This is a genomic window from Sphingobacterium sp. GW821-FHT03E03, assembly GCF_059420745.1.
The window spans coordinates 16843-43777 of sequence record NZ_JBWKUH010000024.1; the positions used below are offsets into that span (position 1 = coordinate 16843).

Here is a 26935-nt window from a genome sequence, read left to right on the forward strand (position 1 = left end):
TTTAGGAAGTTCCAGTTCAACTAAAGCGGCCTCGGGTTGGACATTAATAGCCTGGATTTTGAGTCAGGCTAGGATTTGCCTGCATTTCCAATAACGGTATTGGTAGTAGGAGGCTATTTTGGTTAAAATTATATTTTATTGGAGTAGGAGTACTTAGATTTCCCTCGCTACAGGTAAACTTGAGCTCGTTCAGCTTGTTCATAACATCCACGGTAACACCATAACGATTTAGATCATCCCAACGTTGTCCTTCGAAAGCAAGTTCCAATCGGCGCTCATTGAGTATAATAGATTTCAGCTGACTTGCGTTGCCTGTTGTGATATCGGGCAGCCCGGCACGGTGGCGGATGATGTTAAGCGTATTCATTGCTTCGTTTGAATTGCCTAAGGCATTTAAAGCTTCAGCTTTTAACAAAACAATATCTGCTAGACGCAGTAAGTAAAAGTGGTCTCCACTCTGAAAACTATTGGCGTGTTTTTGCTTGACATTAAAGGGGATTTTGGTATTGCTATCAGCACAAGGGTTCCAGAATTCATCAGCCCAAGGGACAGAAAAGAACCAGATATTGGCATTTTTCCGTTTGGTGTCACCCGCTTTGTCATAAGCATCTACAAGATCTTTAGAAGGAGTGCCATATCTGCGCCATTCATTTTCATTGATCAGTCCATTCCCATCCAGATCGGGGAAAAAGAAGGCACCTCCCCAACAACTTAAATTGGGACTTCCGGCAACATATGGGATTTCTATAATTGACTCATTGTTGTAGTTGTGTGCGCCATCAAAGAGGTCAGCATAGTTTTGAAGCAGCTGATAGCCACCTTTTCCGTTAATTACTGCATTTGCATATTGGAGAACCTTGTTGTAATCCCGATCCGGGCGCTGTGCCCATATCTTGGTCAGGAGGGCATTTGCGGCACCTTTTGTTGCGCGAACTTTGTCGATCGAAGGTTGGCCAAATCCGTCTGGTAGATTGTTTACGGCGACTTGCAAATCCGAATCTATAAAGTCATAAACCTCTTCTACAGTTGATCTTTTTATACGGATGACTTCTGGATCTGTGCTGTTCGAGTGTTTTTCCAGCGGAACACCACCATACAATTTGACCAGCTGGTAGTAATGGAAAGCTCTCAAAAAGGAGGCTTCCCCTAAAATTTGTTTACGCCGCTCTTCTGAAAAAGTAGGGTCAGTGACTTTTCCCACATTGTCAATGACAATATTACATTTTGAAATGGCTCCATATAATTCTTCCCAGTCCCTGCGTACCATATCATTAGTATTGGTGATGGTGTTGAAATCAATTTGCCCAAAGTCAATCTCGCCACCACCCGCAGCGTGTGCATTGTCAGAGCGGATATCAGTTTGTAAAATCATCTCCCATTGGTAGTAATTGGCATTACTTCCTGGTCTTGTACCATTTCCGATGAATGAATTATAAGCACCATTCATCGCTTTTTCGATATTATCACCTGTCAGGTAAGCATTTTCACTGGTTACGGTAGATGTTGGTTGTACGTCCAAAAACTTCTTACAAGAAGTGAAGGATAGGAATGCCATTAAGGCTATTGTGAGTGACGTATATAGATTAGATCTCATGTTATTCAAATTAAATGGTTAAAAGGTTAAGTTTAAACCAACAATAAAGGTGCGTGCTTGTGGGGAAGTACCGAAATCAATACCCGGGGACATATTGGAACTCACAGCATATTGATTGGTTGCACTGTACATACTGACCTCGGGATCCAAACCGGAGTACTTCGTAAAAGTCAATAGGTTTTCACCGGTCACATAGAAACGCAGTTTATTAATTTTCCATTTCTCCAGGATCTGTTTGGGTATGGTATAGCCCAGTGTTAGTGATTTTAATCGGAGATAGGATCCCTTTTCTACAAATCGGGAAGAGATCTGCGTATTGTAGTTATCTTCCGTAGTGTTTAAATCTGGACGTGGTATCGTGCTGTTTTTATTTGTTGGACTCCAACGGTTAAGAACTGCCGCACTTTGGTTTCGGGGCTCCCACATACCTTCTGTATAAATACGTGTTGCATTGAGGATGTCGTTACCCTGTACACCTTGCAAGAAAAAAGATAAATTAAAATTCTTGTAGCTGAAATCGTTTGTCATCCCATAAGAAAACTTAGGTGTGGCATTACCAATAACAGTCATATCGCTCGTCTGAAGGCCCGAATCGGGATCAGCCATCTGATAGATCATATCGCCCGTTTCCGGATTAACACCTTTGGCTACGTAGCCCCAGAAGGAACCTAAAGCAAGCCCCTCTTTGGCGATAGTGCTGTTTCCACGCCCGTCAATATTACCATCGTAATAGGTGCCACCATCGATATTCAGGACTTTGTTCCGGTTGAGACCAAATGTGAGGGTTGTATTCCATTTGAAGTCCTGGACAAAATTCCGGCTACTTAATTCAAATTCAAAACCTTTGTTCTGTAGATCGCCAAGATTCCTTAGGACTTTGGCATATCCCGAACTATAAGGTACACGTGAATCAAGTAAAAGTCCTACAGTTTTTTTTGCATAATAGTCTGCCGCGATAGTCAATCGGGAGTTTAAAAAGCTTGCGTCAATACCAATATCGGTCTGGTTAGTTGTTTCCCATTTCAGGCTAGGATTGTCCAGTGTGATTGGTGTGTAGCCCGGTACAACCTGATCGCCAATGACGTACGATCCTGTCACATCTATTAAGCCAAGATAAGCGAAGGCCGGTATCTGGCTGTTCCCGACTTTACCCCAGCTCGCTCTGATCTTGAAGTCGTTGACTGTATTTTTCCAGACTTCGAAGAACCGCTCATTTGATATACGCCAGCCTGCTGAAAAGGAGGGGAAATAACCCCAGCGGTTATTGGGACCAAACACCGAAGATGCGTCTGCTCTTAAATTGGCCGTGAATAAATAAGTGCCATTATAATCATAACCGATTTTTGCGATACCGGACACGGTCGTGATTGCTGCATCCCTTGCACTTGGCATTTCTGTAATCATCGATCCGCCATTCACCGTATGGATCGCTGGATTAGCAAAGTTCTGCGTACTTATACTTGAACCCGTTGTTTGTGTTTTGGTGGTAATATACCCCAATAAACCGGTGAAGTGATGTTTTTCGTTAAAGGTCTTATCATAGTTTAGGGTATTTTCAGACATCCAATACTGATTATCCTGTTGGCTAAGCTGGGCCATTCCTTTGTACTTCCGACCTTCGGTGGTACGAAATGGATCGACAAAACTGCGGTATTGATTGTTGTATTTCTCGTAGCCAAATAAAGTTTTGAATTTCAATTCAGGGAGGATATTTGCCTCTACAAAGAAGTTTCCGGTGAATCTATTATTGACATAGGAATGCTCATTTCCGGTAGCCAATGCAACAGGGTTGTCGAGATCTGTATAGAAAGGATCTACAGTAAATGCACCTTTATCACCATAGATTCCAATGACTGGCGAACCTAAGTAAGCATTCATAATAACGCCGTTCCGCGTATTTTCAGGAATATCCACATCATACCAGCGGTTATAAGACATACTTGTTCCTACTTTGAATATCTTGTTGATCTGGTGATCGAGATTGACTTTGAAGTTGACTTTGTTAACCGTATTTGTAATGACGGTACCATTATCCTTTTGATACGATCCTGAGATGTAAAATCCGGTCTTTTCATCGCCACCTCGTACGGAGGCCTGATATTTTTGGCTATGCCCCATGCGGAACAATTGATCTGGCCAATTGGTATCTGCTGAATATTTGGACCAATCGGCTGTTTCTCCAACTTCGGTCATCAGATATTTGTATTGCGCAGCATTTAATACCTTTGGTCTTTTCCAGATTGTTGAAAAACCCTGATAAGTTTCGAAGTTTACTAATGTTTTGCCATTATTTCCACGTTTGGTTGTAATGAGAACAACGCCATTGGCACCCGATGAACCGTAGACAGCTGCGGATGCGGCATCTTTCAATACCGAGATGCTCTGTATATCTGAAGGATTGAGTTCGGAGATATTTTCTGTAGGAACACCATCCAGAATATACAAAGGGTTGCTACCGGCCGTGATTGTCGACGTTCCGCGTACACGGATAGAAAAACCAGCCTGTGGCTGACCGGAGGATTTGACGATTTCTACCCCGGCCATTTTCCCTTCCATGGCGCTAGCTAATTGGGTGACCGGTCTATCTTCAATATCCTTTGTGTTCATGGTAGCAATCGCTCCGGTAATATCTTTCTTCTTCTGCGTTCCAAAACCTATCACAACGATCTGTTCCAGTTGGTTATTTGCCGTTTTTAGTTGAACAGTTAGGGGATTGCTGCTGCTGATCGTATTATTTACTGTTTCATAACCGACAGAACTAAAGCTTAGCTGTTGTGTCGGCGCGCCTTCTATGCTAAATTCGCCTTTACTATTGGTTTCGGTCTGACGGCCATTATCCATATTTCGGATGGTGACGCCCGCTAGCGGTTTTCCGTCCATATCAACGACTTTCCCTTTGATCAGCTGTTGGACAGTCTGATTATTTGCCTGGGCTATATCTATTTTTCTCTTTAGAACAATGGTGTTGTTGACGATTTTGTACGAATAGGATAGTTCTTTTAGGTTATCATTCAAGATCTCTTCAATGGAGCCGTCTGTATGATGGATCAGAATTTTTTGATTGTCATTGATCTGAGAATTGTCGTAAAGAAATACGTAGGAACTTTGCCGTTCGATTTCTCGCGCGAACTTTGCCAATGTGTATTCTTTGTCATGTAATTTAATTTTAGATTGACTCATCAAGGCGATAGCCTTGTTATTTACAGTCGCTAGGCACTGGATGGCCAGTAGGGCACCAAATAGTTTTGCCCGTTTATGCGCAAAATGATTCGTTGTAACTTTATACATAATTTAGTTGGTAAATGTGTTCTATATTTTTATACGTTAGAGTTCTACTTCAATTTTGTTGTTTTTTAATTGGCATTTAATATCGAGGAAGTTGAGTGTTTCAATCAATTGTTGCGCGGTGGAGTTGCGTTTTATTTTTCCGGTCAGTTCACGTTTTTCATTGGTTCCTTTGTAGATGATATCCACATTATACCAACGTTTTATAGCGGACAGGGCTTCCTTGACCGGTGTAGATTCGAAATAGAAGAAGCCATTTTTCCAGGCTATCGCTTCTTCAATGTTCACGTCCTGGACAAGCAAATTGTTATTCCTGCTGAATGCGGCCTGTCCTGGTTTTAACATCTTGGATCGACCAGATTGTGTCACCTGTACTGAACCTTCGACAAGGGTGGTCCTGTTGTTCTCGTTCGGATAAGACTGTACATTAAAATGCGTTCCGAAAACCCGGATGATCTGCTGTTCTGCATTGACGTAGAAGGGTTTTTTCTTATCTGGTGTAATCTCAAAATAAGCTTCACCGGACAATGTTACCTCCCTGTTGTTGGATGCGAAAGTCTCGGGAAAGGTCAGTTTGGAGCCGGCATTTAACCATACCTTACTGCCATCTGCAAGTATGATATTATATTCTGTACCAATCGGTGTTTCTATGGTATTTGTTCTATGACCAGGATTCCTGTTACCGGCTGTAAACTGATATTGAACCGTACCTTCCGCAGTCGTCGTGATCTTTACCTTTGCATCTTGATGTAGAATATGCTGTTTATTGTCGGATAGATCTATTTTGGTTCCATCTGCTAAGGTTAATACAGCAGCTTTTGTCCCAGGATGAACCTCTTTTTGAACTGTAGCTATTTTCGTTACTTGCTCATAGTCCGTGTGCTGTACGAGATAAAGCGGAAGTCCAAATAGGAGTAACAATGCAGCAGCAATTCCAGCCAATTTGTACCATCTTGAAATCGGTTTGATTTTAGAGCTTTCTATTTGCTGCTTGATATTCGAAAATAAACGTTCCTTAAGCTCTTGTTCACTCGTTGCGATTTGCTCAGGAATAGGGAGGGGTTCTTCACTATTTTCTTTATACCATTGCTGTAAATACACCTCCTCTTCTTCAGTACAGGTGCCTTGAAGCCATTTATAAGCTAATTGCTTAATTTCAAATTGATTGTTATCAACCATATTTAGGGGTTATTTTCTATATAGTTCCCGAAATATGGCAGTACCCTGACAGCCGGGTGAAAAAAATTATAAAGTAATCAGAAAGCGCTGAATACCAGCCCGTATTTTTTTTAAGGCACGACTTAATTGAGTTTCAACTGTCTTCACGGAGATATCAAGTTCATTCGCAATTTGTTTGTAAGTCAGTCCTTGTTCACGGGATAGTTTGAAAATAAGCTGGCATTTCTCGGGTAAGGTTGAGACAACTTGTTCCAACCGGGCCCGCAATTCCTCAAATTGAAGCCAATCTTCGGTGGAGTTATCAAAATCTACCCAATCATTATCCTGCTGAAAGGTTTCTCGTTTATAACGCTGTGCCAGATATTTAAAGACCTTGTATTTCACAGCGACTGCGAGATAGGAGGAGACGTTGCTCTCTATATGCAATTGCTGTCTTCGGATCCAAATAGAGGTGAAGATATTCTGAACGATTTCCTGTGCATCCTCCAGCGAATCTGTTTTTCGGGCAGCCTGATAGTAGAGCTTCTTCCAGTAGCGCTCATACAATGCTTCAAAAGCGATATTATCATCCTGTTGAATCAATAGAATCAACTCTTCATCCGAATGGCTCCCACTATCTTTCATCTGAGACAATAATCTGTTTTTCTTCGGTTATGTTATCTGACTATATAATTCGTGTTGTAAATGTAGTTACTAAATTAGGAATATTCCAATTTTTAAAATTAATATTGCCAGCCCAATTGTATAAGGCATTGTCTGTTTTGGTCTCCAGGACTAAAGTTCGTTTTTCAGTAAATAAGCCAGACGTTGAGCTTGGTTAGAAGATCTGCAAGGATGAATAATCGTAGCGGTGAGCGCTGCTCTTTTGTACAGCTATATGCGCTTTATGGTGTCAGGTTAGATTGTCTAGTAGTTAAAATTAATCAAGATATCAATTTTTGTATTTTATCCGTTTTCAGTAGTCTAATAGCTCGTTTAAAGCACTGTTAAAGTACATTTCGTTTTGTAACAACATAGTACTTTATCTGTGCTTTATCTGTACTTAAGAGGTGCTATATCTGTACTGGGGAAGCGAGACCGCTATATACCTGCATCGAACGAACAGATAGGTTGTGCTTTTTTTTAACTGATGTATTTGAAATATTTCTTTTTGTTTAAGGTTAAAATGCTGTTTATTTATGCCTGACAAACACGAAGTGAAGTAGTCGTATCAATGCGTAAAAAAAGCTTTAATGCTAGAATAGGCCTGATTTTCATTAAGATGGAAGGTTGCGAATAGATGGCGAGTGCACAAAAACACAAAAAGAGTATCCAAATTGCTTAGATACTCTTTTTTCTGTTTTATTTAATGTTATAGCGATTAGAAGTTTGGTTTCAACAGATACTTATCATAGAAACGGAAAATATGATCTGCTGCTTCTTCAGCTGTATCAACGATGCGATAAAGTTTGAGATCTTCTTCACTGATATATTTGTTTGATAACATGGTATTTTGCACCCAGTCCATAAGGCCTTTCCAGTACTCTGAACCAACCAATACAATTGGGAAGCGGGCAATCTTACCTGTTTGAATCAAGGTAATCGCTTCAAAGAGTTCATCCATTGTTCCAAAGCCACCAGGCATAACGATATAACCTTGGGAGTATTTCATAAACATTACTTTTCGTACAAAAAAGTATTTGAACTCAAGTAGTTTATCCCGATCAATATATTTGTTGTGAAATTGTTCAAATGGAAGTTCAATATTCAAACCCACAGATTTTCCGCCAGACTCATAAGCACCTTTATTTGCAGCTTCCATAATCCCCGGGCCACCTCCAGATATAATACCATATCCACGTTCAGTTAGTAGCGCAGCGATATCTACAGCCATTTGGTAATATTTGTGTTCACGTGGTGTGCGTGCCGAACCAAATATGGATACACAGGGGCCAATTTTAGCCAATTTTTCAAACCCGTCCACAAATTCTGACATGACTTTAAAAATCTGCCATGAATCTTTAACCTTAATTTCCTGCCATGTTTTGTTCTCAAAAGCGCGGATAATTTTATCTTCTTTTGTAATGTCCATATATAACGTTATACATTTAATTTCTAAAACCCATTTTTTTTAAAAAGGAATACAATATAGCTATTTTTTTAATACTAGCTACTTTTTGCGATTATTCTTACATTTGCATTATGAATTTTTCTTCTAAACTTCTTGAGAACGCGGTTGCGGAATTTGGTAAATTACCGGGTGTGGGACAAAAGACAGCCCTAAGGCTGGTCTTGCATTTATTGAAGCAATCCGATCCCGAGGTGGCCCGATTTACGGCGTCCATCGACCGGTTGAAAGAAGATATTCAATATTGCCAGGAATGTTTTAATATTTCCGATCATGCGACCTGTGAAATATGTGGATCGTTTAAACGTGAAAAGAGCCTCATCTGCGTGGTGGAAGATACACGTGATGTTATGGCCATTGAAAACACAAATTCTTACCAAGGTGTTTATCATGTATTAGGGGGGCTGATTTCGCCAATGGACGGAATAGGTCCTGCTGACCTTAAAATCGAAGGATTACTCAACCGTATTCAACGGGGTGGTGTTGAGGAGGTTATTTTAGCGCTTTCAGCAACGATGGAAGGGGACACAACCATCTTTTATCTGTACCGGAAATTGCGCGAGTTTAATATCAAGATTACAACAATCGCGCGCGGTATCGCATTTGGGGGTGAATTGGAATATGTCGATGAGCTCACCTTGGGTCGATCAATCGCTACCAGGGTGCCTTACGAACGTCATGTTGGCTAGTTGTATTTCAAATAGATCTCTTTGACTTCCTCATGGACTTTTCGGCCCTTCCGTATTTGTTGCTGCCTAACCTCATCCTTTAGGATCTGGCTATTTTCCTTTTTGTTTTTAAGAATATTGAAGTAGGCAATCTTACCGATCGTTGTCTTTTCCAGTCCCAAAAGTTTGCAGGAGTAATTGCCCAGGAGATAGTTGTTATAGTACAAATGTACCTCCCGCATTAATTTTCTGCCAAACTTGCTTGTCGGGTAAGCTGCATGTACGGGTTCTTCCATAAGGGCCTGGGCTAATGCAATGCTGTCCTGATCGCCTTCTTTTTGGGTCATGGTCCAATAGTATAGGGCTTTGATGGCTTCTCCCTCAGTGTCTGGAAGCAGATCCAATGGAATACCCAATAAGCTTCCGATATACTTCCAAAGGTGCATGATTCCATTTATTTCGATTTCTAATAAATTGAATTTCATTTGTTTAAGATCAATTAAGTAAACTAATGAAAAACCTAAATTCGTTGCCAACATATCCCAAGTATTTAAAGGGATACCCCATTTGTCAGTGGCCCAATCACCATGTTTCAATATATTCAAGCGAGCGAAGGAATGGATACATCGCGTCAATAGAATGGCTTCAAAGCCAATACCACCTTTTCGTAATGCCTGGTCAGCGGTGATGTCGACCCAAAATGTTACCGTCTCGGTTAAGCGTTTGACGGCACCTTTTTTAAGTGCGCCAGTAAAAATCAAGGGTTTGTTGATCGCGCTGGATTCGTAACCACCCATGAGACAATAATCGCGTAATACAATGAGTCCGGTCAATCCTGAGCGCTGACTGAGCGCAATTCCCTGTTGTACTTTCTGCCAATTGAGCCATTGAGGCTCTATAGCCAAGGTGTTCATAAAATCCGAAATCAGTTTATCGTAAACGCTTTCGATGGCTTTGCCCTGCAGGTAGTCCCGAATCAATTGTTGCCCTTTTGTAAAGCCAATTTTCAGATGTAAATGTTCTACCAATCGGTCACAGGCCTCATCGTATTGATATAACAATGGAATATATTGATCCGCATCAACCAGATTTGGTTTATTGGGCAACTTATCTAGTAACTTAGCACCGATACCCTTGGTCCAATAATAGGAAAAGGAGGTTGTGTTAATTTTATAGCGCTCGGGTTTTTTCATTTTTAAATGGTATACCTAACTTGGAATCAACTGATCTGTTGTCGATTTTAAATGGGTAAATTTATTGAATTGTCCATAGCGTATAACTTCCTGTTACATAGATTTTTTTATCTTCTTTTATAAAGTTAAAATCCATATAATCTGTCTGGCATGAAGAGATGTCGCTACAGCAGAATTGTCGGGAAATTTTGAAATGAAGGCGAAAGGAACCCTTTAACGTCATGCGATCAAAGAGCATATTGCTGATGCTAAAATCTGTCAGTGTCGGAGCACCATCTTGATCATCGAGCTGACCAACAACATGATCATCAATGAGTCGCTGCTGTTCGGTGCCTAATAATTTTGAGAATTGTATTGGATCGTTTCGCAGCGATTCAAAGTTGCTGTCTTCTGTTATTGTTAATTGTATGCTGATGTCTGCCATGTCTTAATATACATTAAATGTTCTCCAGTTGGGGATGTACAAGTTATAGATCGCTTCTGACTCATCCTTGTTTTTTTTGGAAAATTTACAAAATGCTGCTAAAACAACCAGATTAATCTGTTCTTTATCAAAATCAATCAATCGGGATGAAAAATAGATTTCATTGCCCTTGATTTTATAATTCCTGGTAGATAGCTTGCCTATACGGATTGCTGAACTTGCGTAGTTGTCCAGCTGTTCTTCCCAATAAGTTATCCTTTTGATCAGTTCATTGTATAACAATTCCTGACTCCAGGGCTTGAGCAACTTGAGTGTATTTACAGTCTTTCGTTGGTGAACGCAGATACTGCTTGATTTAAGTTCAATAACAGGTGCCGCTGAGGTATGAAAAACCTTAACCAGGTAGGGTTTTGTAAATAAATGATAGGGATTTTCCAGGTAGGAATAGGACCGATCATGTCCGGAAGGTGTTGGCGGATTGAGTCTGATATATTGCTTGAGGGAGGCAATATCATAAAAAGGCGGGGCATACACACGAAAGGGGGAATCTGTCCCTTGAATTTGGATATAATCTTTGTCCCAACTGACTATTTCATAAAAATTGTGATCAATTTCAATCTGCATATTACGAAAGTGGTGTTTTATAAAACGAGTTCAAAGTAACTATATTTTTGTATTAAACACAGGATTAAGAGAAAATTCATGCAGACTTCATATTTTAGGCCACAGCCATAATATTTACAAATGTTGTGATAATATCTACAAAGCAAAAGGGGCTAAATAGCTTAGCTTTGAAAAAAATGATATTTTCATGAATGAACTCAATCAGCACAACGAACAGTATACATTAGAAAATGTACGATTGGAAACAGGTTTTCTCTATAGTGAAGGGAAAATTGTTGGAACTGATACGGCACTCTTTACGGTAACAATAGCGGACGGAAAGATAAAGGAAATTCGGCCGGGTCAAACTACAGTTGGCTCTGGTGGATTTGATGCGAAGGGAAAATTGGCCTTACCTGCCTTTAGGGATATGCACATCCATTTGGATAAAACCCTTTATGGTCTACCTTGGAAGGCTGTATTTCCTAAAAATAGAACCGTGAAGGATATGATTGCCCGCGAGCAGGAAATTATTCCGGAACTGCTTAAAACCTCGGTGGAAAGGGCTGAAAAGCTAATCATGTTGCTACAGGGCTACGGAACTAATTTTGCAAGAACACATTTTAATGTCGATCCAACCTCTGGCAGCAAATCATTAGCAAATCTATTGCGGGCATTGGAACATGTGAAAGATTCCTTTGGCGCAGAATTGGTAGCTTTCCCACAACATGGCTTATATTATACGGACTCTGCTGGGCTGATGAAGGAAATTGCCGCTTGGGATAAGGTTGATTTTATAGGCGGTCTAGATCCCTATAGTATCGATGGAAGCATCGAAAAACCTATGGATTTGACTGTTCAGTTAGCTTTGGACAACAAAAAGGGAATCGATATCCATCTGCATGAGGGGGGTGAATCTGGTGTCAAAACGATCCATTACTTAATAGATAAAGTACTTGAGAATCCCGCACTGCAGGGACGGACATTTATCAGTCATGCTTTTGCATTGGGCTATATGTCTCAAAAAGATCTTCAATATACAGCTGAACGCTTGGCTTCCGCCAAGGTCGGTATTGCGAGTTCAGTCCCGTTTCGCAATATGCTGATGCCATTGCCTCAACTGCGGAAAGCAGGAGTGGAGGTACTTACCGGAAATGATAATGTACAGGATCACTGGGGGACCTTCGGTAGTGGGAATATGTTGCAAAAAGCAAACCTTGCTGCGCAACTCTATGGTTATGAGACGGAATTTGATCTGTCCCGTTGCCTACACTATGCGACAAATGGAAAATTACCTTTGGACGATAGTGGTCAACAAGTATGGCCAAAGGTAGGAGATGAAGCGAGTTTCCTATTGGTGGATGCAAGCTGCTCTGCTGAAGCTGTATCACGTATCTCAGCTGTCGATGGCCTACTGCACAAAGGGAATATCGTCAAGTGGAGCAATTCGTCTCCAATTTGATCTGCTTACACGCCCCATTTATTGTTTTATTATATTGCCACTTTTTATCCGTTAGTGATAAAAAGTGGTTTTTTTTTTGAATTGTCTGTCAGCTCGGTATATTGGTCAGAAAAAACCTTCCATTGATTATCCTGGCTGTACTGCGGAAAGTACGAAGATTTTATTGTACAAAGCTTGTCTTGCAATAATCAATTTTATAGTTACTGTTTTCAAGAACCAGCTGAACCTCATTTTGCGTTTTTATATTGTTACCATAATCTATAAATACGCTGTACTTGCCTGTGCTTAGCTTCTTGATCTCGACGGTATTAATGGCCAGGGCATCATCGTTACCTCGGCCGAATAACCACATTTCTTGCGTGTAGAGGGGATAAATTTTTCCCCACTTCGCTTTGTATCGCGCTTCCGCCTCCGGTAATTCTGCGTCCGTTAGATTGGAGGGACCATAGATTTCATTGGCATCTTGCAAAAACTTCATAAAACGTGCCGTGCAGAGGGCTTCTTCCTTGTCCAGATAATAACAATACTTCCCAGATTTATCATCATTGCAGTGAAAAATGCGCTCCAGCCATACTTTGGCTGGATCAAGATCTGTTGTTGACTTTACCTGATCGCTGGCTTTCGCAGTATCAGCGCTACTTTTTGTTGTTAGGCTGTCGCCAGCGGGCTTTACAGCATTATTTTTAGGATTTGAACCCGTGCAACCTGTAGCGGCAAAATAGATAACCAGTATAGCCAATAATGTTTTTGTTCTCATTTAATAAATTCATTTTATTTATGACTGTGTAAAAATAGCACTTCTATCGGATAGCTTTCTCATGGAAATCAGTGATATTTATTGTTATCTAATGATCATCTAGGCAAATCTCTCGTCTAGTCACTGTTAATCTACGCAATATAAATGCGCAATTTGGGCTCTAATTTTTAATGCTAACATTTGTTTTTAAATTTTTATAGCTTATTATCAGTATGTTGTGCTTGTTTTTGTTATTTTATTTGTGTTTTATTTTATTGCGCAAATGGTCTGCACGTTAACAGAGCGATCTTTGTAATGTCAGCAATGATAAACGTTCTTTGATGAAACTAGCAAAATGCTTTTAAGATATGTACTTCTTTTTAGGAGAAGTATAAAAAAACTCTCATTCTTTGATTTGCATCCTAGTCTCCTGTTTCTGTATAGCAGGATAGTATTGTTCCCGATGGGACTCAATATACTGATAAGAAGAAGAGCATGAGAGAATGTTGCCACCAGGGTTGAAGGTTCGAATCCTTCCCTCGAAAGAGGTAGCTCAAGGGTAGAGCACGGCAGTTCCGTTGTAGGTCGCAGGTTCGACTCCTGCTCCTGAGCAATCAGGATAGTTCAGCTTGGTTAGAACAACAACTCAATCGTGTGGGTTCGAATCCCACTTCCATTTTCGGATGGAATAGCATAAGGGTATTGCACAGAATTTAGGTTCTGGTTTTGAAAGTTATACCTTCTTTAAAAAGGTTATTTAAATAAAGCTTGCTATAGTCTGTCCGGCACTGAGGAGAACTTCGTTTTTCTTCATGGCAGTCGGTGTGGAGCCCGTGATCGGGAACATCTCATACAGAGACGATACAGGATGAGCGTTGTCGTGGATCGCTAAGGCGACCATTTCGAACGCTTCTACGGTAAAGCTCCGTATGGGCTCTTTTTGATCCCGCTCGGCATTGATGGGCAGCTCATAGCAAATTTTGTCATTGGAAAATAGTATAAACAATAAATATGATGAAAAGAGTACAAGTAAATGTCAATGAAATTGGATTGGTGGTTAAAAATAACCAAGTTATCCGTGTATTGGAAGCCGGTAAGTACTGGTTGGGTTTCGGTGAAAAACTGGAGGTATACAATAGGGCAAATTCGTTTCCGTCTATCCATAACATTGATGTGCTCTTACAGGTGGAGGGCTTTCGTGAACTGGTGGATATTGTCGAAGTGGCGGATACGGCAATTGCGCTGGTTTTCTTAAACAATAATTTTGAAAAGACCTTGGCAGCAGGTAGACATGTGTTCTGGAAAGGGTTGCAAGTGCGTAAATTTCAGCTGGAGGATATTTCGGAGATCGAAATACCAGTTTCTGTCAACCGTCAATTGTTTGAAAAGCAAACGTTGGCTTATTATATCCGTCAATACAAAGTTGAACCAAATGAAAAAGGATTACTTTTTGTTGATGGCGTGTTTACAGAAATTTTGGATCCAGGAATGTATTATTGGTGGAAGAACGCAAAGACTATTGCGGTGTCAAAAGCAGATATGCGTGTGTTAACTTTGGATGTGGTAGGTCAGGAGATTCTATCGCGGGACAAAGCGCAAATACGGATCAATTTCACGTTGCAATATCAAATCGTTGATATCGTCAAAGCGCTGTTGGATAATAAGGAATATGAGAAGCAATTGTATGCTGTGATGCAATTAAATCTCCGGACATATATCGGTCAGATGACGCTGGATGAACTGATGGAAAAGAAGACAGAGATAAGCACTTATATTTTGCAAAATACGATGGAGTATATTGCTGGATTAGGCTTACGTCTATTAACTTGCGGAGTCAAAGATATTATTCTGCCAGGGGATGTCCGTGATATCATGAACCAGGTGTTGATCGCTGAAAAGCGCGCTCAGGCAAATATTATTATGCGCCGTGAAGAAACTGCTTCGACTAGAAGTTTGCTGAATACGGCAAAACTTATGGAGGAGAATGCAATGTTGTTTAAATTGAAGGAAATGGAGTATGTGGAGAAAATTGCCGAAAGGATCAATAACATCTCTATTTCGGGAAATGGGCAGATTGTAGATCAATTAAAGCAGTTGTTTGTGAAGTAACAACAAAGGTAAGTTAATAAAATTGAGGATAAAAGAGGTGCGGGTAGCAATTGTAAAGAGGTATTGCTACCTGCTTGGGATTGGAAAGATCCCCCTTGTTAAAAAAGATGAAAATGGAAAATAAAAGAATTAATGGCAATGATCTGATTGCATTAGGATATAAAGAGAACCATACATTGGGTGCTGCGTTGAAAATCAACAGCAAGCGACATGGTTTTACGCGAGCAGAAATGTTAGCCAAATTTAAATCTGTGCTGGAAAATCCAACAGCGTATACTGAAGATACTATTTTCAGTGTGTTGGCAGAGGCCATATTAGGACAGGATGTTGTTGATGCCACATTAATTGCTTTGAATGAAGATCCTGTGGAGTATACGATTTATGGCGCGTCCGGAATAGAAGCAGGAGCTAAAGAACAGATGAAAGTAGCCATGAAGCTGCCGGTTACTGTTGCTGGCGCTTTGATGCCCGATGCCCATCAAGGGTACGGACTGCCGATCGGCGGTGTATTGGCCACTGATAATGCTGTAATTCCTTACGGAGTTGGCGTTGATATTGGTTGCCGAATGGCTTTGTCCATCTTTGATCTGCCAGCATCCTTATTGGATACAGATGCGGCGACATTAAAAGAGACTATTCTGAAACATACGCGATTTGGTGCCGGAAATGGCTATCTGAAGCATGAACGTGTGGATCATGCCGTCCTGGACAATAAATTGTTTGCAGAAAATGATCTGCTTAAATCCTTAAAAGATAAGGCATGGACACAGTTAGGTTCTTCCGGTGGAGGGAATCACTTTGTGGAATTTGGGATTGTGGAGTTTGTTGAAAAGGACGAGGTGCTGAACATTGAGAAAGGACTTTACCTGGGTTTGTTGACACATTCGGGATCCCGGGGTCTAGGCGCAACTGTGGCTGCTCATTACACCAAATTGGCGAAGACTTTATGTAAGTTACCCTATCAAGCTCAAAATCTGGCTTATCTGGATTTAAATACAATGGAAGGACAAGAATATTGGTTGGCAATGAATCTGGCTGGTGATTATGCTTCGGCCTGCCATGAAGTTATTCATGACAAGATCAAAGATGCTTTGGGGGCGGAGTTACTAGCCAAAATTGAAAACCATCATAATTTTGCATGGAAAGAGACCTGGAATGACCGGGAGGTTGTGGTACACCGAAAAGGAGCTACTCCTGCGGCAAAAGGCGTAATGGGAATTATCCCGGGTTCCATGGCTACTCCTGGATTTCTGGTGCGCGGAAAAGGGGAGATGGCTGCTATCCAATCGGCATCTCATGGTGCAGGACGATTGATGAGCCGTACACAAGCAATCAAGACGCTTTCCGCTGCTGAGTTGAAAGATATGCTTGCTGATCGGGGGATTACACTTTTGGGAGCCGGGATGGATGAAGCACCCATGGCCTACAAAGACATCCATACCGTCATGGCCTCGCAAGAGGAGTTGGTGGACGTCGTCGCAAAGTTCTCACCAAAAATTGTCCGTATGGCTGATGATGGTAGCCGCGAAGATTAGGGGTATTTTGAAGCTTTATTAAATTAAATAAAAGGATCAAATTCTTAATGAATTTTGATCCTTTTTCTTGTCTGTTAGTATTTTCAATTTGGAGACAGACCCCTTGAAGTCAATGCTGGCTGTTAGTTATGGGCGACTTCCTTGTAGGTATATACATTATAAGGATAGATCCTTTTGGAAAGTATTTTGGCGATGACACTTACCACTAATAAGGGTGCAAATAGTAGATAACCTGAAGGGACGATGCTGGCAATAATGAAAATCGCAGTAAATGGTGCATGGATGGCAGCAGAAAGCATCGCTGCGGCTCCAAATAGTGCAAAATTAATGACAATAAGATGGGTGCCCAGATAGTGATTGCACAGTTGCGCAAAAAATACACCTAAAAGTGCGCCTGTTACAATACTGGGGGCGAAGACACCTCCATCACCACCAGCCCCTAGGGTAAGTGCTGCTGCAAGCGGTTTTAATAGGACTAATAGCAGTAACGGAAGAAAGTAGAGCCAATTGATAGATCCATGTAAACTACTTTCCAGGATTTCTCCGAGACCGTGATAGCTGTCGCCATATAGGGCTGGCAAAAAGAAGATCAAGATTCCCACTGTAATGGCTCCCAAATTGACCCGGATAAAATTATTCTTTATTCCGGCAAAGAAAGATTTTGCATAGATCACAATTTTAGTGAAATACAAGGCTAATAGACCAGCGATTAGGCCTAGTAAGACGATAAAAGGGACGGCCTGCCATTGCCATTGCTTCGCTGCAAAGTTGAACAAAGGACTGTCATCCATATAGTGTACGAATAGCGAGGCGACCAACATGGAACTGATGCCACTGATCAATAGTGTTTTGTTGTATTTTCTGGCGATGACTTCAAAGGCAAATAACAAGCCACCAAGCGCACTGCCAAACAATAGTGTTACACCGGCAATAACGCCCGCGCAGATCAGTTCTGTTTTATAGGCCCAAGCAGGGTGAAGACGCTTATAGGCCTGGTTTCCTACAGTGGCTGTGGCTACTACAGTAGAAACTTCAATACCAGTTGATCCGCCAAAAATAACGGTCAAAAAGCCGTTGATATAGTGGGATGGTATTTTGAAAAAAGGCAAATGATCCTTTCGTGTTTCCAGCGTTGTGTAAATCTCCTTGATTCCTTTGTTTTTCCGGTTTTGAAAAGCATACTTTCGTAGAAAATATATCGCTGTAATTCCTACACTTGGTAATAGGATAAATAGTCTAGGATCCCAGTTTAAAACGCCTTCAGCTATTTTTTCCTGTACATATCCGGTAATATGTTTCAGGCTGTAAGCGAGCAGGCAACATAGCAGGCTTACGAAAACTGAACTTCCGATTAATTTTATGTAGCTGTATCGTACGATTTTCTTACGGTGGGCTGTGGTGTCCTGCATTTTAGTTTAATTAAATCGGCACAAAGGTAAAAGATATTTTGGCTAAAATAAATGCAAGAGAGGTCTGACATACGTTTTGTTACATTCACTAGAAAGTAAATAAAAGTTGTCAGGGCTTTAACAGGCTTGACTGTTTTTGCCCTGAATGATGTAACGAAATCTTTGGCTATTGGAGTGCAATGAAAATATCAACCTTTGCCTGCTCTGGGTTTTGTGCTTTCTCACCGTATATTTCAAAATCTGCTGAAAATGCTCTTGGAAGATCGGCTTCCCAGATGTTTAACCAGGCATCGTAAACAATACCTGCCGCCAGGTTTCCTTCAGCCTCAACATGGTGATACAGACTTTCTTCGATGCGTATGCCATCCATATCTTCCGGGAGATCATCAAGATGAGCAACCTTACAACCTAATAAAGTTGTGTAGGGCAAGGTGTGATCCCTTTCGTATTCTGTGTAAACACAATAGAGCTCATTGGATACTTTATTTGGAATCCGGTTCATGATATCATTTTCGAAAAACCGGGCCCATAGTTCACGAATATCTTTGGCGGCTTGATTGTTCTGATTGCTTGTACGTATAGCAATTCCAATAATATTGAAAGAAGGTATAGATCTATTTTCCATGCGTTTTATATTTTTCTCAAAAATAGATTTGACAGCTGACAACAGCTTGTCATTAGGGAATGCTGGAGTGAAAAAAATAGATTCTTCCCAATGGATCCCAAATCTTATGAATGGTAGTAAATCAATGTTCTTTTTTCCATATTTTTTCAGAAAAAGGTAGATATTCGGATAATGCTGCTGAGCCGTACCAAGAATAGTATAAGGGTTCCAAAAGACCATTTTTAATTGCTGGATCTGTTTGAAGTATTTCTTTGGCCTGTTCAATTGTTGCAACCTTATTGAGGATAAAAAGACCTCGAAATCCACTGTCATTTTTTCCAAATGGGCCAGCTACAATCAACTGCCCATTCTTGACCAAACGGCCAATATTTTCCATATGTCCTTTAAAGCTTTCGCTGATCAGTTGTTTATCTGTGGTTTTATTTTGGCCAGTTTTTAACAGCACGAAAATATAACTTTTCATACCATAGTCGTCAGCGCCCAACTTGGCAGCTAAGTCGCGATCATAATTGGGGTTTTCACTCAGACTGTCATTTTTTATTTTGTGGACATAAAAAGCATGTGCTTTTCCGGATTTCCCTTCAACTGAAATATGAATACGGTCTCCGGCAAGCTGTTTATAACGTATTCGGTTGGGAAAATCGTGGTGCTCATTGATAAACGAATAGGTGCTATCCTTAAAAGTCAATTCAAAGTCTATTTCTCTTCCATTATTTTGACCGATTACCAAAGCGGTGTAAATAACTTTGTCGCCGAGTTTTTTGATTTTCAGATACTCACTGACGATTTTTTGGTCATTTTTAATGCTGTAAGAAACACCCTTTAATTCACCGTCGCTCATGCGATCCCAGTGTTCATAGCGTTCTTTATCGGCTACTTTCCAGGTGCCCTGGAGAAACGCGGGAAAGGGGGCTTGCGCGAATACTGATCGCGAAAACAAGATGCAGATGAGGCTAAGCCATAAGATGATAGACTGTTTCATTTTTGATGTAATCTATTTTAAGTTAGCTTGTTATTCCTTTTTGGTTAAACGTATAATACTGCTCGAAAGCCACGCGCGGCATAGTAGGAGATAGCGCCATTGTGGTAGGTGAAAACATGATCATAACGGCGGTCACAGAATAGGGCGCCTCCGAGTTTACGGATATCGGACGGTGTCTGTATCCAGCTTGATGTTTTCAGGTCAAATTGCCCCAGCGTTTGTAACTGTCGATATTGTTCTTCCGTTAGCAATTCGACTCCCATCTGTTTAGCTGTTTCCATGGCACTGCCTACCGGTTTATTTTCCTTTCTGGAATCCAATGCGGACTGGTCGAAACACAAACTCCTTCTTCCTTTTGGGGTTTCCTCGGCACAGTCAACAAACAAATAAGCAGCATTAACGGGATCTATTCCGATAACATCAGGTTCGCCACCACTCTGCTCCATTTGATGTAGGCTCCAGATCTTGGTCGGGTTTTCTTCCAGTTTATGTTGTATCTGCTCCCATACAAGATCCTGATGTCTGTTCATATTCGTATCAAACCGCTGCTTCAGCACTTTGTATAATGCTGCCTGATCCGTAGCTGAAAGTGACTTTTTCATATTTGGTATAATTTGAATCTAAAATACACAATTAAAATAAATCTGTTTATAGTCGATTATTGTAATCCAATTAAATTACTTATTTGGGAATTGAATTAAATTTATATTTTTACGTTCAAATTTTTAATAAATATGGCTTCAGGAATATTTGCAATATTAGATGATATTGCGGCTTTAATGGATGATGTTGCAGTTGCTAGTAAGATAGCAACAAAAAAAACAGCTGGAATTTTGGGTGATGATTTGGCCGTGAATGCGGAGAAAGCTACCGGATTCTTAGCATCTAGGGAATTGCCCGTTCTGTGGGCCATTACAAAGGGATCTTTAGTGAATAAACTGATTATCGTTCCCATAGCTTTACTACTGAATGTCTTTTTTCCAATAGCCATCAAATATATCTTGATCTTGGGTGGATTTTATCTGGCCTTTGAAGGGGTTGAAAAGATTATTGAGTATTTGTTCCACCGTAAACATCAGACTGGTGAACCCAATGTTGAGGAGGTTATCGAAGAGAATAATACGGAGGCCGAAAAGTCAAAAATCAAGGCAGCTATTACGACTGATTTTATTCTTTCTGTGGAAATCGTGATTATTGCATTGGGAACGGTACTTGATAAAAGTCTGACCTTGCAAATCATTACTGTTTGTGTGGTTGCTTTACTTGCTACAGTTGGTGTTTATGGCATTGTAGCATTGATTGTCAGGATGGATGATGCTGGATATAAGTTGATTAAAAGTGCGAAGGAAAAAGGACCATTGGCCAGTTTAGGCAGATTGCTGGTTCGCGCTTTGCCTTTTATTATCAAATTATTGGCTGTGGTAGGTACGATTGCCTTGATTTTGGTTTCGGGTGGTATCTTTTCGCATTATATAGATTTTCTACACCATGCATTACCTAATTTTCCAGTTATGGCTAAGGAATTTTTGTTCGGCTTGGGCGGTGGTATTATCGCGGTGCTACTTTTTACAGTAGGTAAGAAAATTTTCGGCAAAAAGAAGACGGTAAGCGCGAATTAATAGCGTAAATAGATAAAAAAAAATAGGGCTGGTAATCTTTACCAGCCATTATTTTTTGAATAGCCTGTTATGCTTTAGATTTCTTCGGCTACCGCTTCAGCAGCTGCATCCAATTCGACCTGTTCACCTTTTGTATTGATTAGAATGACGTCATCTGAGCCTTCTTTCGAGACGGATGCTACACCATCGCTAAATGCTGTTGCACCGCTGTAGATAAAAGGAATGGCAATTTTTCCCTGACCATTTAAATAGCCGTATTTGCCGTCTTTACTCGCAAGGAAAAGATTCGGTTCTTCGGTTATTGAAATAAAATCGTAAGCTGGAGCCAATGTTTTGTTTGTTTTAATATCAACGAGACTGTATTTGTCATTTTCGACACTAATAAAATGTGTGCCATTATTCTCGGAAATGAAACTATAGCTAGCCGGTACAATGATTTTCCCTGCTTGATTTAAAATGCCATATTTTTCATTTTGTTGAAAAACAGCGTAACCACCATTGATAAAGGAGATCATATCGTAATTTGCCGGAATAAGGACTTTACCTGCCTTGTCAAGTATCCCATATTTTTCTTTTAGACCGAATAGAAATTGTCCCGAATTATCATCATAGCTTAAATATTCGTATTGAAAGGGGATAACTGCTTTTCCTGCAAGGTTGATTGCACCATATTTCTCATTTTTAAACTGGACCACACTGATTTCACCTACAAATGGTGTAATGTAATGATATTGGGCAGGCACGATGATTTGTTGCGTATTATCTTGCAATCCCATAAGACCTGAGGTACTGTCTTCAAATAGGTAAAGGTTTTCGGCCATTTGATTGCTTTCCTCACCTTCTTGGCTTTCTTCGTAGATAGATTCCACTTGATCATAGTCTTCGGGAACAATAAAGTCATTGTCATTTAACTGACTGTTTGCGACACTTTGTGCGACAATATCTACACCAAGAGGTGTGGTTACCTGAAGTACAGCGCCTGGAATTTTTTTGAAGATATCAAAACCTTCCCAATAGATAACAGGTAGCTTCTCGCTATACCAGATGGACAAGTTGGTATTACCTTCGATATCTTCCATATTGGGGAGCTCAATCTGTGCCAATTTGCAAGGATAACCCGCAATGGTTTTAGTTTGACCGGGAACTAATTTTATGGAGAAGGAGGTTGCGTCCTCTTCGTGTACGGTGTATTTCGATAGGGAGGGATAAAGGATCGTTGATTTATCTTCATTCTTTTTCGCAAGAAAAATGGACTCTTGTCCCTCCGCCGAAGATATAACTTTTATCTTGTCGTTGCTGACATATGCTTCATAAAGGGAAACAGGGCCTTCTTGCTCCGTGCCGCCACTGTTGTTTGCGAATACAATAGCATAACTAATTTTAAATGCCTTATTGACCTGCGCGAAAGATACCGTACTGGCAGCCATTAATACGGCGAATGATAAGAATGTTTTTTTCATCTGTATAAATTTGCTTTTTTTGGTGAGGAAATTATCATGAGCTCATATGCGCAAGGTATATTCGCTATTGTAGGGGCATGATATTTTCATCTACCTAAAATTGATAGGCAAATATGATGATTTAGAATAGGCTCTTTTATCCCTGAAATCCGTTATTTCGTAATTTCCTGCTAAAGATTTCTTCTGGAGCCTGATGATATAAAATCTTATCAGTCGATCAGCAATTGATATTTGGCGAGCAAACCGGGTAATTGCTCTGATTCAAATTTGCTCTTTTTCATACGATTTGTTTCTGGATCCAGCTGGATATTCATGGAGGTACGAAAATCACAACCTTCCAGGTTGCATTGTTCAAATCGGGCACGCAGAAAGTCGCAATCTTTAAAGATTACCTGTTGAAGGTTCGCTTTTTCAAAATCGACATGCTGTAATGAACACTGTTCAAATTTGAATTTCTTCATATTTCGTTCAAAAAAAGAAGCATAGTCGAGCATGCTATTTTTCACTTCTATATGGAAAGAGAATGAACTGCATTCGTTGAATTGTATCCCCAACATCTTACAGTCCTGAAAAAGGATGTGATCCAATTGAGTACCCTTGAGCTTAATGTTGGATAAATTGCAGGATTTAAATTCACAATCTGTAAAGATCAGATCTACCAATGCGGCATTTTGGAAATCGCAATATTCAAACGTGCATTTATAAAATTCTTTAATTTGCTGCAATTCGCTATTGAAGCTTACTTTAGAAATCGTCTGTTCTACAAGTTCATCCATGATTTTTCTGCTGCGTAAATATTGGGATTGATTACCTGCGAAAATACATTTTTATCATGGATAATGAAAGGGGAGTTGATAAAAAATGGCTGACTTCAGGGAGGAAAAACAGGTGTTAAAGGGTGTAACTTTGGCGTAGTTGCATCGTTGTATATGCGGTGGCTGGAAATATCGTCTAATAGAACTCTGGTAGGTTTTTATATAGGTTGTGAAAGGGGCGCCGTCTAATGGCGCCCTTTTTCTATTTGTTCATTCATGCTTCTTCAGCAAGGTCAACACTAATTGTTTTTTAAATATTGTCTTAGTACATATTGTAAGATACCATCATTCTTGAAGTATTCTATTTCTATGGCTGAATCCAGTCTCGCTTTGACTTGAAATGTTGTTGTCTTCCCATTGTCGTGGACAGCTTTTACATCTAACAGTTTATGTGGTGTTAGCTCATTTGCTAAGCCAGTGATGGTATAGATTTCAGTGCCATCAAGTCCGAGTGTTTCAGCATTTTCTCCATTGATAAAAACGAGTGGAGCTACGCCCATACCGACAAGATTACTGCGATGTATGCGTTCAAAACTTTCGGCAATCACAGCCCGTACACCAAGGAGAAAAGTGCCTTTGGCTGCCCAGTCACGGGATGAGCCCGATCCATATTCTTTTCCCGCTAAGACAATCAAAGGCGTATCTGTTTTGCGATATTCCATTGCAGTATCGTATACTGTTTTTACTTCATTCGTCGGGAAATACCTACTAAAACCGCCTTCCTGGTCGGTAATTTTATTTTTAATCCGCACATTGGCGAAGGTGCCACGCATCATGACTTCATGATTACCGCGTCTGGAGCCATAGGAGTTGAAGTCTTCTTTATTGACCTGGTGAGACTTGAGGTATTTTCCAGCGGCGGTCTCTTCTTTAAAAGATCCGGCAGGAGAAATATGGTCCGTTGTGACTGAGTCTCCCAAATAAAGTAAGACTCTTGCATTCTGAATGTCCTGAATAGGTGCCGGAGCAGCCTGTAAGTTCTCAAAAAATGGGGATTCTTTGATATATGTCGATGTGTCATCCCACTGATAGTTCTGATCAAGATTGACTGCTAGATCCTGCCAATCCGTGGAACCGTCAAAGATAACGTCGTAGACCTCCTGGAAATCAGATTGTTTGACGCATTCGTTGACTGTTTTGGTAATTTCTTCGCGACTTGGCCAGATATCTTTCAAATAAACGGGTTGTCCATTCGGGTCATAATCAAGAGGGTCTTCCATCAAATTGATGTCCACGCGACCAACAAGGGCATAGGCAACAACCAGCATGGGAGACATCAGAAAATTCATTTTTACCTGTGGATGGACCCGTGCTTCAAAGTTTCTATTCCCTGACAATACTGAGGCGACAATCAACTCACCTTTCTCAACTGCTTCGGCAATTTGTGGTGGGAGTGGGCCTGAATTTCCGATACAGGAGGTACATCCGTAGCCTACAGTGTGGAATCTGAGCGCGTCAAGATCTGCATTGAGCCCCGATCGTTCAAGGTACTGTGTGACCACTTTTGAACCTGGCGCCAAGGAGGTCTTTACCCAGGATTTTGTCCGTAACCCACGTTCAATAGCATTTCTGGCCAATAGGCCAGCACCGATCATGACTGTTGGATTAGAGGTATTTGTACAGCTTGTAATTGCAGCAATAGCGATACTACCGTCACTAACAATATATTCCTTATGATTGTGTTTTATTCTTACCGCATGTATAGACTCTGAAATGACTTGATGTGGTGAATCATGTTCAACAGGTACTTTCCCAAAAGTAAATTCGGTACCCGATCCGCCATCTGCTAACCAGGCTGATTCCGAACGTTGTGGCATCGGGATGTATTGTCGATGGTGCTCACTATCGAGTAGTTGTGAAAACTTATTGTTTAAATCCTTGACCAAAATTTTGTCCTGTGGACGTTTGGGGCCTGAAACTGTGGGCTCGAGCGTGCTTAGATTAAATTCGACAACGGAGGAGTATAAGATCTGTTCTTTTCCTGTGCGCCAGAGTAGATTTTGTTTACAGTACTCTTCTACAATCTTGATTTCCTGCTCGGTTCTATTGGTGCTGTGCATGTATTCCAGTGTGCGGTCGTCTATCGGGAAATAGGTGACCGTACAGCCAAATTCAGGTGACATATTGGAGATGGTGGCCCGGTCTGTGACGGACAGTGTATCTAATCCGTCTCCAAAGACTTCAACAAATTTTCCGACAACACCTTTATCCCGTAGAATTTTCGTGATGGAAAGAACCATATCAGTCGCTGTACAGATATCGGGAATACGACCTGTGAGCTTAAGTCCGATCACCTCCGGACAGGTAAAGAAGATAGGTTGTCCTAACATCGCTGCTTCGGCTTCGATACCGCCAACACCCCAGCCCAGGACACCGATACCATTGACCATAGGGGTGTGGGAGTCAGTGCCAACTAAGGTGTCGGGAAATAACCAATTATCACGGGGAATAACACCTTTGGCAAGATATTCTAAATTTACCTGATGGCAGATTCCCATTCCCGGAGGGACAACAGTGAAATTTTTTAAGCCTTTTTGAGCCCATTTCAGAAGCTCGTACCGTTCACGGTTACGTTCATATTCCAATGCTACATTTTTGTCGTAAGAATATTCGGTGCCAAAATAATCTACCTGTACGGAGTGGTCAATAACCAGATCAACGGGGATCGCTGGGTTAATTTTTTGACCATCTTTGCCATGTCGAACAAATTCTGCTCGTAAAGAAGCCATATCTACCACTGCAGGGACACCGGTAAAGTCCTGCATGAGAATGCGTGCCGGTTTGAATGGAATATCTTTGTCGACCGGCTGAGGAGACCAATTGATTAATGTGCCGATATGCTCATCCGTGATACTAAATCCATCATGGTTACGTAAGACATTTTCCAGGAGAATCCGAATACTGAAGGGCAGATGTTCGATATCACCCTCCGGTAGATTTCTTAGGGAACTATACTGATAAACTTTTCCATAGATCTCAATTTTCTGGATTGATTTTTCCTTGCTCATATTGATTTACTTATTATATACTATATAATAATCATAGCCGCCAATTTGTTTGTAATAACTTTTAGACAAATCATTGCATTCAATTGATCGTTTTCCAAAAAATGGGATGGTGACTAATTAGC

The 26935-nt window shown here is 40.7% G+C and carries 21 protein-coding genes and 1 tRNA gene; 6 read left to right on the forward strand and 16 right to left on the reverse strand.

All coding sequences use genetic code 11. The features are described from left to right. Positions 1 to 43: 43 nt before the first annotated feature. From AC07UV_RS20375 to AC07UV_RS20395, 5 genes are all read right to left on the reverse strand, one after another. Complete coding sequence (locus tag AC07UV_RS20375; protein WP_495185086.1) at positions 44 to 1594, reverse strand: RagB/SusD family nutrient uptake outer membrane protein; 1551 nt, start codon at positions 1592 to 1594, stop codon at positions 44 to 46. An 18-nt stretch (positions 1595 to 1612) separates the two neighbouring features. Then, positions 1613 to 4882: a TonB-dependent receptor gene (locus AC07UV_RS20380; RefSeq protein ID WP_495185087.1), complete on the reverse strand. Its 3270-nt coding sequence runs from the start codon at positions 4880 to 4882 to the stop codon at positions 1613 to 1615. Between the two features lie 36 nt (positions 4883 to 4918). Next, positions 4919 to 6058 (reverse strand): FecR family protein, encoded by a 1140-nt coding sequence (locus tag AC07UV_RS20385; RefSeq protein ID WP_495185088.1) that lies wholly within the window; start codon positions 6056 to 6058, stop codon positions 4919 to 4921. 66 nt (positions 6059 to 6124) lie between these two features. Further along, entirely contained in the window at positions 6125 to 6682 is a 558-nt protein-coding gene (locus AC07UV_RS20390; protein WP_495185089.1) for an RNA polymerase sigma-70 factor, read from the reverse strand. Positions 6683 to 7418: 736 nt separating this feature from the next. Then, complete coding sequence (locus AC07UV_RS20395; protein WP_167457254.1) at positions 7419 to 8123, reverse strand: LOG family protein; 705 nt, start codon at positions 8121 to 8123, stop codon at positions 7419 to 7421. 116 nt (positions 8124 to 8239) lie between these two features. Between AC07UV_RS20395 and recR the strand changes: the two genes are divergently transcribed. Next, positions 8240 to 8854 carry a recombination mediator RecR gene (recR, locus tag AC07UV_RS20400; RefSeq protein WP_120257865.1) on the forward strand — a complete coding sequence of 205 codons (615 nt, stop codon included), beginning with the start codon at positions 8240 to 8242 and terminating at the stop codon, positions 8852 to 8854. Here recR and AC07UV_RS20405 read toward each other — a convergent pair. The 3 genes from AC07UV_RS20405 to AC07UV_RS20415 form a co-directional block, all read right to left on the reverse strand. Next, positions 8851 to 10026, reverse strand: coding sequence for an oxygenase MpaB family protein (locus AC07UV_RS20405; RefSeq protein WP_495185090.1), 1176 nt, complete (start codon positions 10024 to 10026; stop codon positions 8851 to 8853). The two genes, recR and AC07UV_RS20405, sit on opposite strands and share 4 nt — an antisense overlap. 61 nt (positions 10027 to 10087) lie before the next feature. Further along, entirely contained in the window at positions 10088 to 10450 is a 363-nt protein-coding gene (locus tag AC07UV_RS20410; protein ID WP_495185091.1) for a hypothetical protein, read from the reverse strand. A gap of 3 nt (positions 10451 to 10453) precedes the next feature. After that, a complete protein-coding gene (locus tag AC07UV_RS20415; protein WP_495185092.1) occupies positions 10454 to 11074 on the reverse strand; it encodes a hypothetical protein in 621 nt (206 codons plus the stop codon). A gap of 187 nt (positions 11075 to 11261) precedes the next feature. On the opposite strand from AC07UV_RS20415, the gene AC07UV_RS20420 reads away from it, so the two are divergent. Next, positions 11262 to 12515 (forward strand): amidohydrolase, encoded by a 1254-nt coding sequence (locus AC07UV_RS20420; RefSeq protein ID WP_495185093.1) that lies wholly within the window; start codon positions 11262 to 11264, stop codon positions 12513 to 12515. A 160-nt stretch (positions 12516 to 12675) separates the two neighbouring features. Here AC07UV_RS20420 and AC07UV_RS20425 read toward each other — a convergent pair whose 3' ends face one another. Next, complete coding sequence (locus tag AC07UV_RS20425; RefSeq protein WP_495185094.1) at positions 12676 to 13272, reverse strand: hypothetical protein; 597 nt, start codon at positions 13270 to 13272, stop codon at positions 12676 to 12678. 526 nt (positions 13273 to 13798) lie between these two features. Here AC07UV_RS20425 and AC07UV_RS20430 point away from each other — a divergent pair. From AC07UV_RS20430 to AC07UV_RS20440, 3 genes are all read left to right on the forward strand, one after another. Next, positions 13799 to 13861: transfer RNA gene (locus AC07UV_RS20430), tRNA-Thr, on the forward strand. Positions 13862 to 14262: 401 nt separating this feature from the next. Next, complete coding sequence (locus AC07UV_RS20435) at positions 14263 to 15360, forward strand: slipin family protein (protein WP_495185095.1); 1098 nt, start codon at positions 14263 to 14265, stop codon at positions 15358 to 15360. A gap of 113 nt (positions 15361 to 15473) precedes the next feature. Further along, positions 15474 to 16895, forward strand: a complete 1422-nt coding sequence (locus AC07UV_RS20440; RefSeq protein ID WP_282254788.1) for an RtcB family protein — start codon at positions 15474 to 15476, stop codon at positions 16893 to 16895. A 122-nt stretch (positions 16896 to 17017) separates the two neighbouring features. On the opposite strand, the gene AC07UV_RS20445 is transcribed toward AC07UV_RS20440, so the two are convergent. The 4 genes from AC07UV_RS20445 to AC07UV_RS20460 form a co-directional block, all read right to left on the reverse strand. Next, positions 17018 to 18304, reverse strand: a complete 1287-nt coding sequence (locus AC07UV_RS20445; protein WP_495185096.1) for a chloride channel protein — start codon at positions 18302 to 18304, stop codon at positions 17018 to 17020. A 166-nt stretch (positions 18305 to 18470) separates the two neighbouring features. After that, positions 18471 to 18929, reverse strand: coding sequence for a GyrI-like domain-containing protein (locus tag AC07UV_RS20450; RefSeq protein WP_282254786.1), 459 nt, complete (start codon positions 18927 to 18929; stop codon positions 18471 to 18473). Positions 18930 to 19050: 121 nt separating this feature from the next. Next, on the reverse strand, positions 19051 to 19911 hold the full coding sequence (locus AC07UV_RS20455; protein ID WP_495185097.1) for a DUF6265 family protein: 861 nt from the start codon (positions 19909 to 19911) through the stop codon (positions 19051 to 19053). Positions 19912 to 19955: 44 nt separating this feature from the next. Next, positions 19956 to 20513: a DUF4256 domain-containing protein gene (locus tag AC07UV_RS20460; protein ID WP_282254784.1), complete on the reverse strand. Its 558-nt coding sequence runs from the start codon at positions 20511 to 20513 to the stop codon at positions 19956 to 19958. Positions 20514 to 20645: 132 nt separating this feature from the next. Here AC07UV_RS20460 and AC07UV_RS20465 point away from each other — a divergent pair, with 132 nt between their 5' ends. Then, positions 20646 to 21530 carry a DUF808 domain-containing protein gene (locus AC07UV_RS20465; protein ID WP_282254783.1) on the forward strand — a complete coding sequence of 295 codons (885 nt, stop codon included), beginning with the start codon at positions 20646 to 20648 and terminating at the stop codon, positions 21528 to 21530. Between the two features lie 74 nt (positions 21531 to 21604). Here the strand turns inward: AC07UV_RS20465 and AC07UV_RS20470 are convergent, their stop codons facing one another. The 3 genes from AC07UV_RS20470 to acnA all read right to left on the reverse strand — a co-directional run bounded on the left by AC07UV_RS20470 (position 21605) and on the right by acnA (position 26813). Next, positions 21605 to 22990, reverse strand: a complete 1386-nt coding sequence (locus AC07UV_RS20470; RefSeq protein ID WP_282254782.1) for a WG repeat-containing protein — start codon at positions 22988 to 22990, stop codon at positions 21605 to 21607. 209 nt (positions 22991 to 23199) lie between these two features. Continuing rightward, the gene (locus tag AC07UV_RS20475) at positions 23200 to 23766 is read right to left on the reverse strand and encodes a pentapeptide repeat-containing protein (protein WP_120257851.1); all 567 of its coding nucleotides are present in this window, start codon (positions 23764 to 23766) and stop codon (positions 23200 to 23202) included. Positions 23767 to 24044: 278 nt separating this feature from the next. Continuing rightward, positions 24045 to 26813 carry an aconitate hydratase AcnA gene (acnA, locus tag AC07UV_RS20480; RefSeq protein WP_282254781.1) on the reverse strand — a complete coding sequence of 923 codons (2769 nt, stop codon included), beginning with the start codon at positions 26811 to 26813 and terminating at the stop codon, positions 24045 to 24047. Positions 26814 to 26935 lie beyond the last annotated feature (122 nt).

Excerpts from the sequence above, each read along its gene's own strand:
- AC07UV_RS20375 (WP_495185086.1), bottom strand. The coding sequence starts at position 1,594 with ATGAGATCTAATCTATATACGTCACTCACAATAGCCTTAATGGCATTC.
- AC07UV_RS20380 (WP_495185087.1), bottom strand. The coding sequence starts at position 4,882 with ATGTATAAAGTTACAACGAATCATTTTGCGCATAAACGGGCAAAACTA.
- AC07UV_RS20385 (WP_495185088.1), bottom strand. The coding sequence starts at position 6,058 with ATGGTTGATAACAATCAATTTGAAATTAAGCAATTAGCTTATAAATGG.
- AC07UV_RS20390 (WP_495185089.1), bottom strand. The coding sequence starts at position 6,682 with ATGAAAGATAGTGGGAGCCATTCGGATGAAGAGTTGATTCTATTGATT.
- recR (WP_120257865.1), top strand. The coding sequence starts at position 8,240 with ATGAATTTTTCTTCTAAACTTCTTGAGAACGCGGTTGCGGAATTTGGT.
- AC07UV_RS20405 (WP_495185090.1), bottom strand. The coding sequence starts at position 10,026 with ATGAAAAAACCCGAGCGCTATAAAATTAACACAACCTCCTTTTCCTAT.
- AC07UV_RS20410 (WP_495185091.1), bottom strand. The coding sequence starts at position 10,450 with ATGGCAGACATCAGCATACAATTAACAATAACAGAAGACAGCAACTTT.
- AC07UV_RS20415 (WP_495185092.1), bottom strand. The coding sequence starts at position 11,074 with ATGCAGATTGAAATTGATCACAATTTTTATGAAATAGTCAGTTGGGAC.
- AC07UV_RS20420 (WP_495185093.1), top strand. The coding sequence starts at position 11,262 with ATGAATGAACTCAATCAGCACAACGAACAGTATACATTAGAAAATGTA.
- AC07UV_RS20425 (WP_495185094.1), bottom strand. The coding sequence starts at position 13,272 with ATGAGAACAAAAACATTATTGGCTATACTGGTTATCTATTTTGCCGCT.
- AC07UV_RS20435 (WP_495185095.1), top strand. The coding sequence starts at position 14,263 with ATGATGAAAAGAGTACAAGTAAATGTCAATGAAATTGGATTGGTGGTT.
- AC07UV_RS20440 (WP_282254788.1), top strand. The coding sequence starts at position 15,474 with ATGGAAAATAAAAGAATTAATGGCAATGATCTGATTGCATTAGGATAT.
- AC07UV_RS20445 (WP_495185096.1), bottom strand. The coding sequence starts at position 18,304 with ATGCAGGACACCACAGCCCACCGTAAGAAAATCGTACGATACAGCTAC.
- AC07UV_RS20450 (WP_282254786.1), bottom strand. The coding sequence starts at position 18,929 with ATGGAAAATAGATCTATACCTTCTTTCAATATTATTGGAATTGCTATA.
- AC07UV_RS20455 (WP_495185097.1), bottom strand. The coding sequence starts at position 19,911 with ATGAAACAGTCTATCATCTTATGGCTTAGCCTCATCTGCATCTTGTTT.
- AC07UV_RS20460 (WP_282254784.1), bottom strand. The coding sequence starts at position 20,513 with ATGAAAAAGTCACTTTCAGCTACGGATCAGGCAGCATTATACAAAGTG.
- AC07UV_RS20465 (WP_282254783.1), top strand. The coding sequence starts at position 20,646 with ATGGCTTCAGGAATATTTGCAATATTAGATGATATTGCGGCTTTAATG.
- AC07UV_RS20470 (WP_282254782.1), bottom strand. The coding sequence starts at position 22,990 with ATGAAAAAAACATTCTTATCATTCGCCGTATTAATGGCTGCCAGTACG.
- AC07UV_RS20475 (WP_120257851.1), bottom strand. The coding sequence starts at position 23,766 with ATGGATGAACTTGTAGAACAGACGATTTCTAAAGTAAGCTTCAATAGC.
- acnA (WP_282254781.1), bottom strand. The coding sequence starts at position 26,813 with ATGAGCAAGGAAAAATCAATCCAGAAAATTGAGATCTATGGAAAAGTT.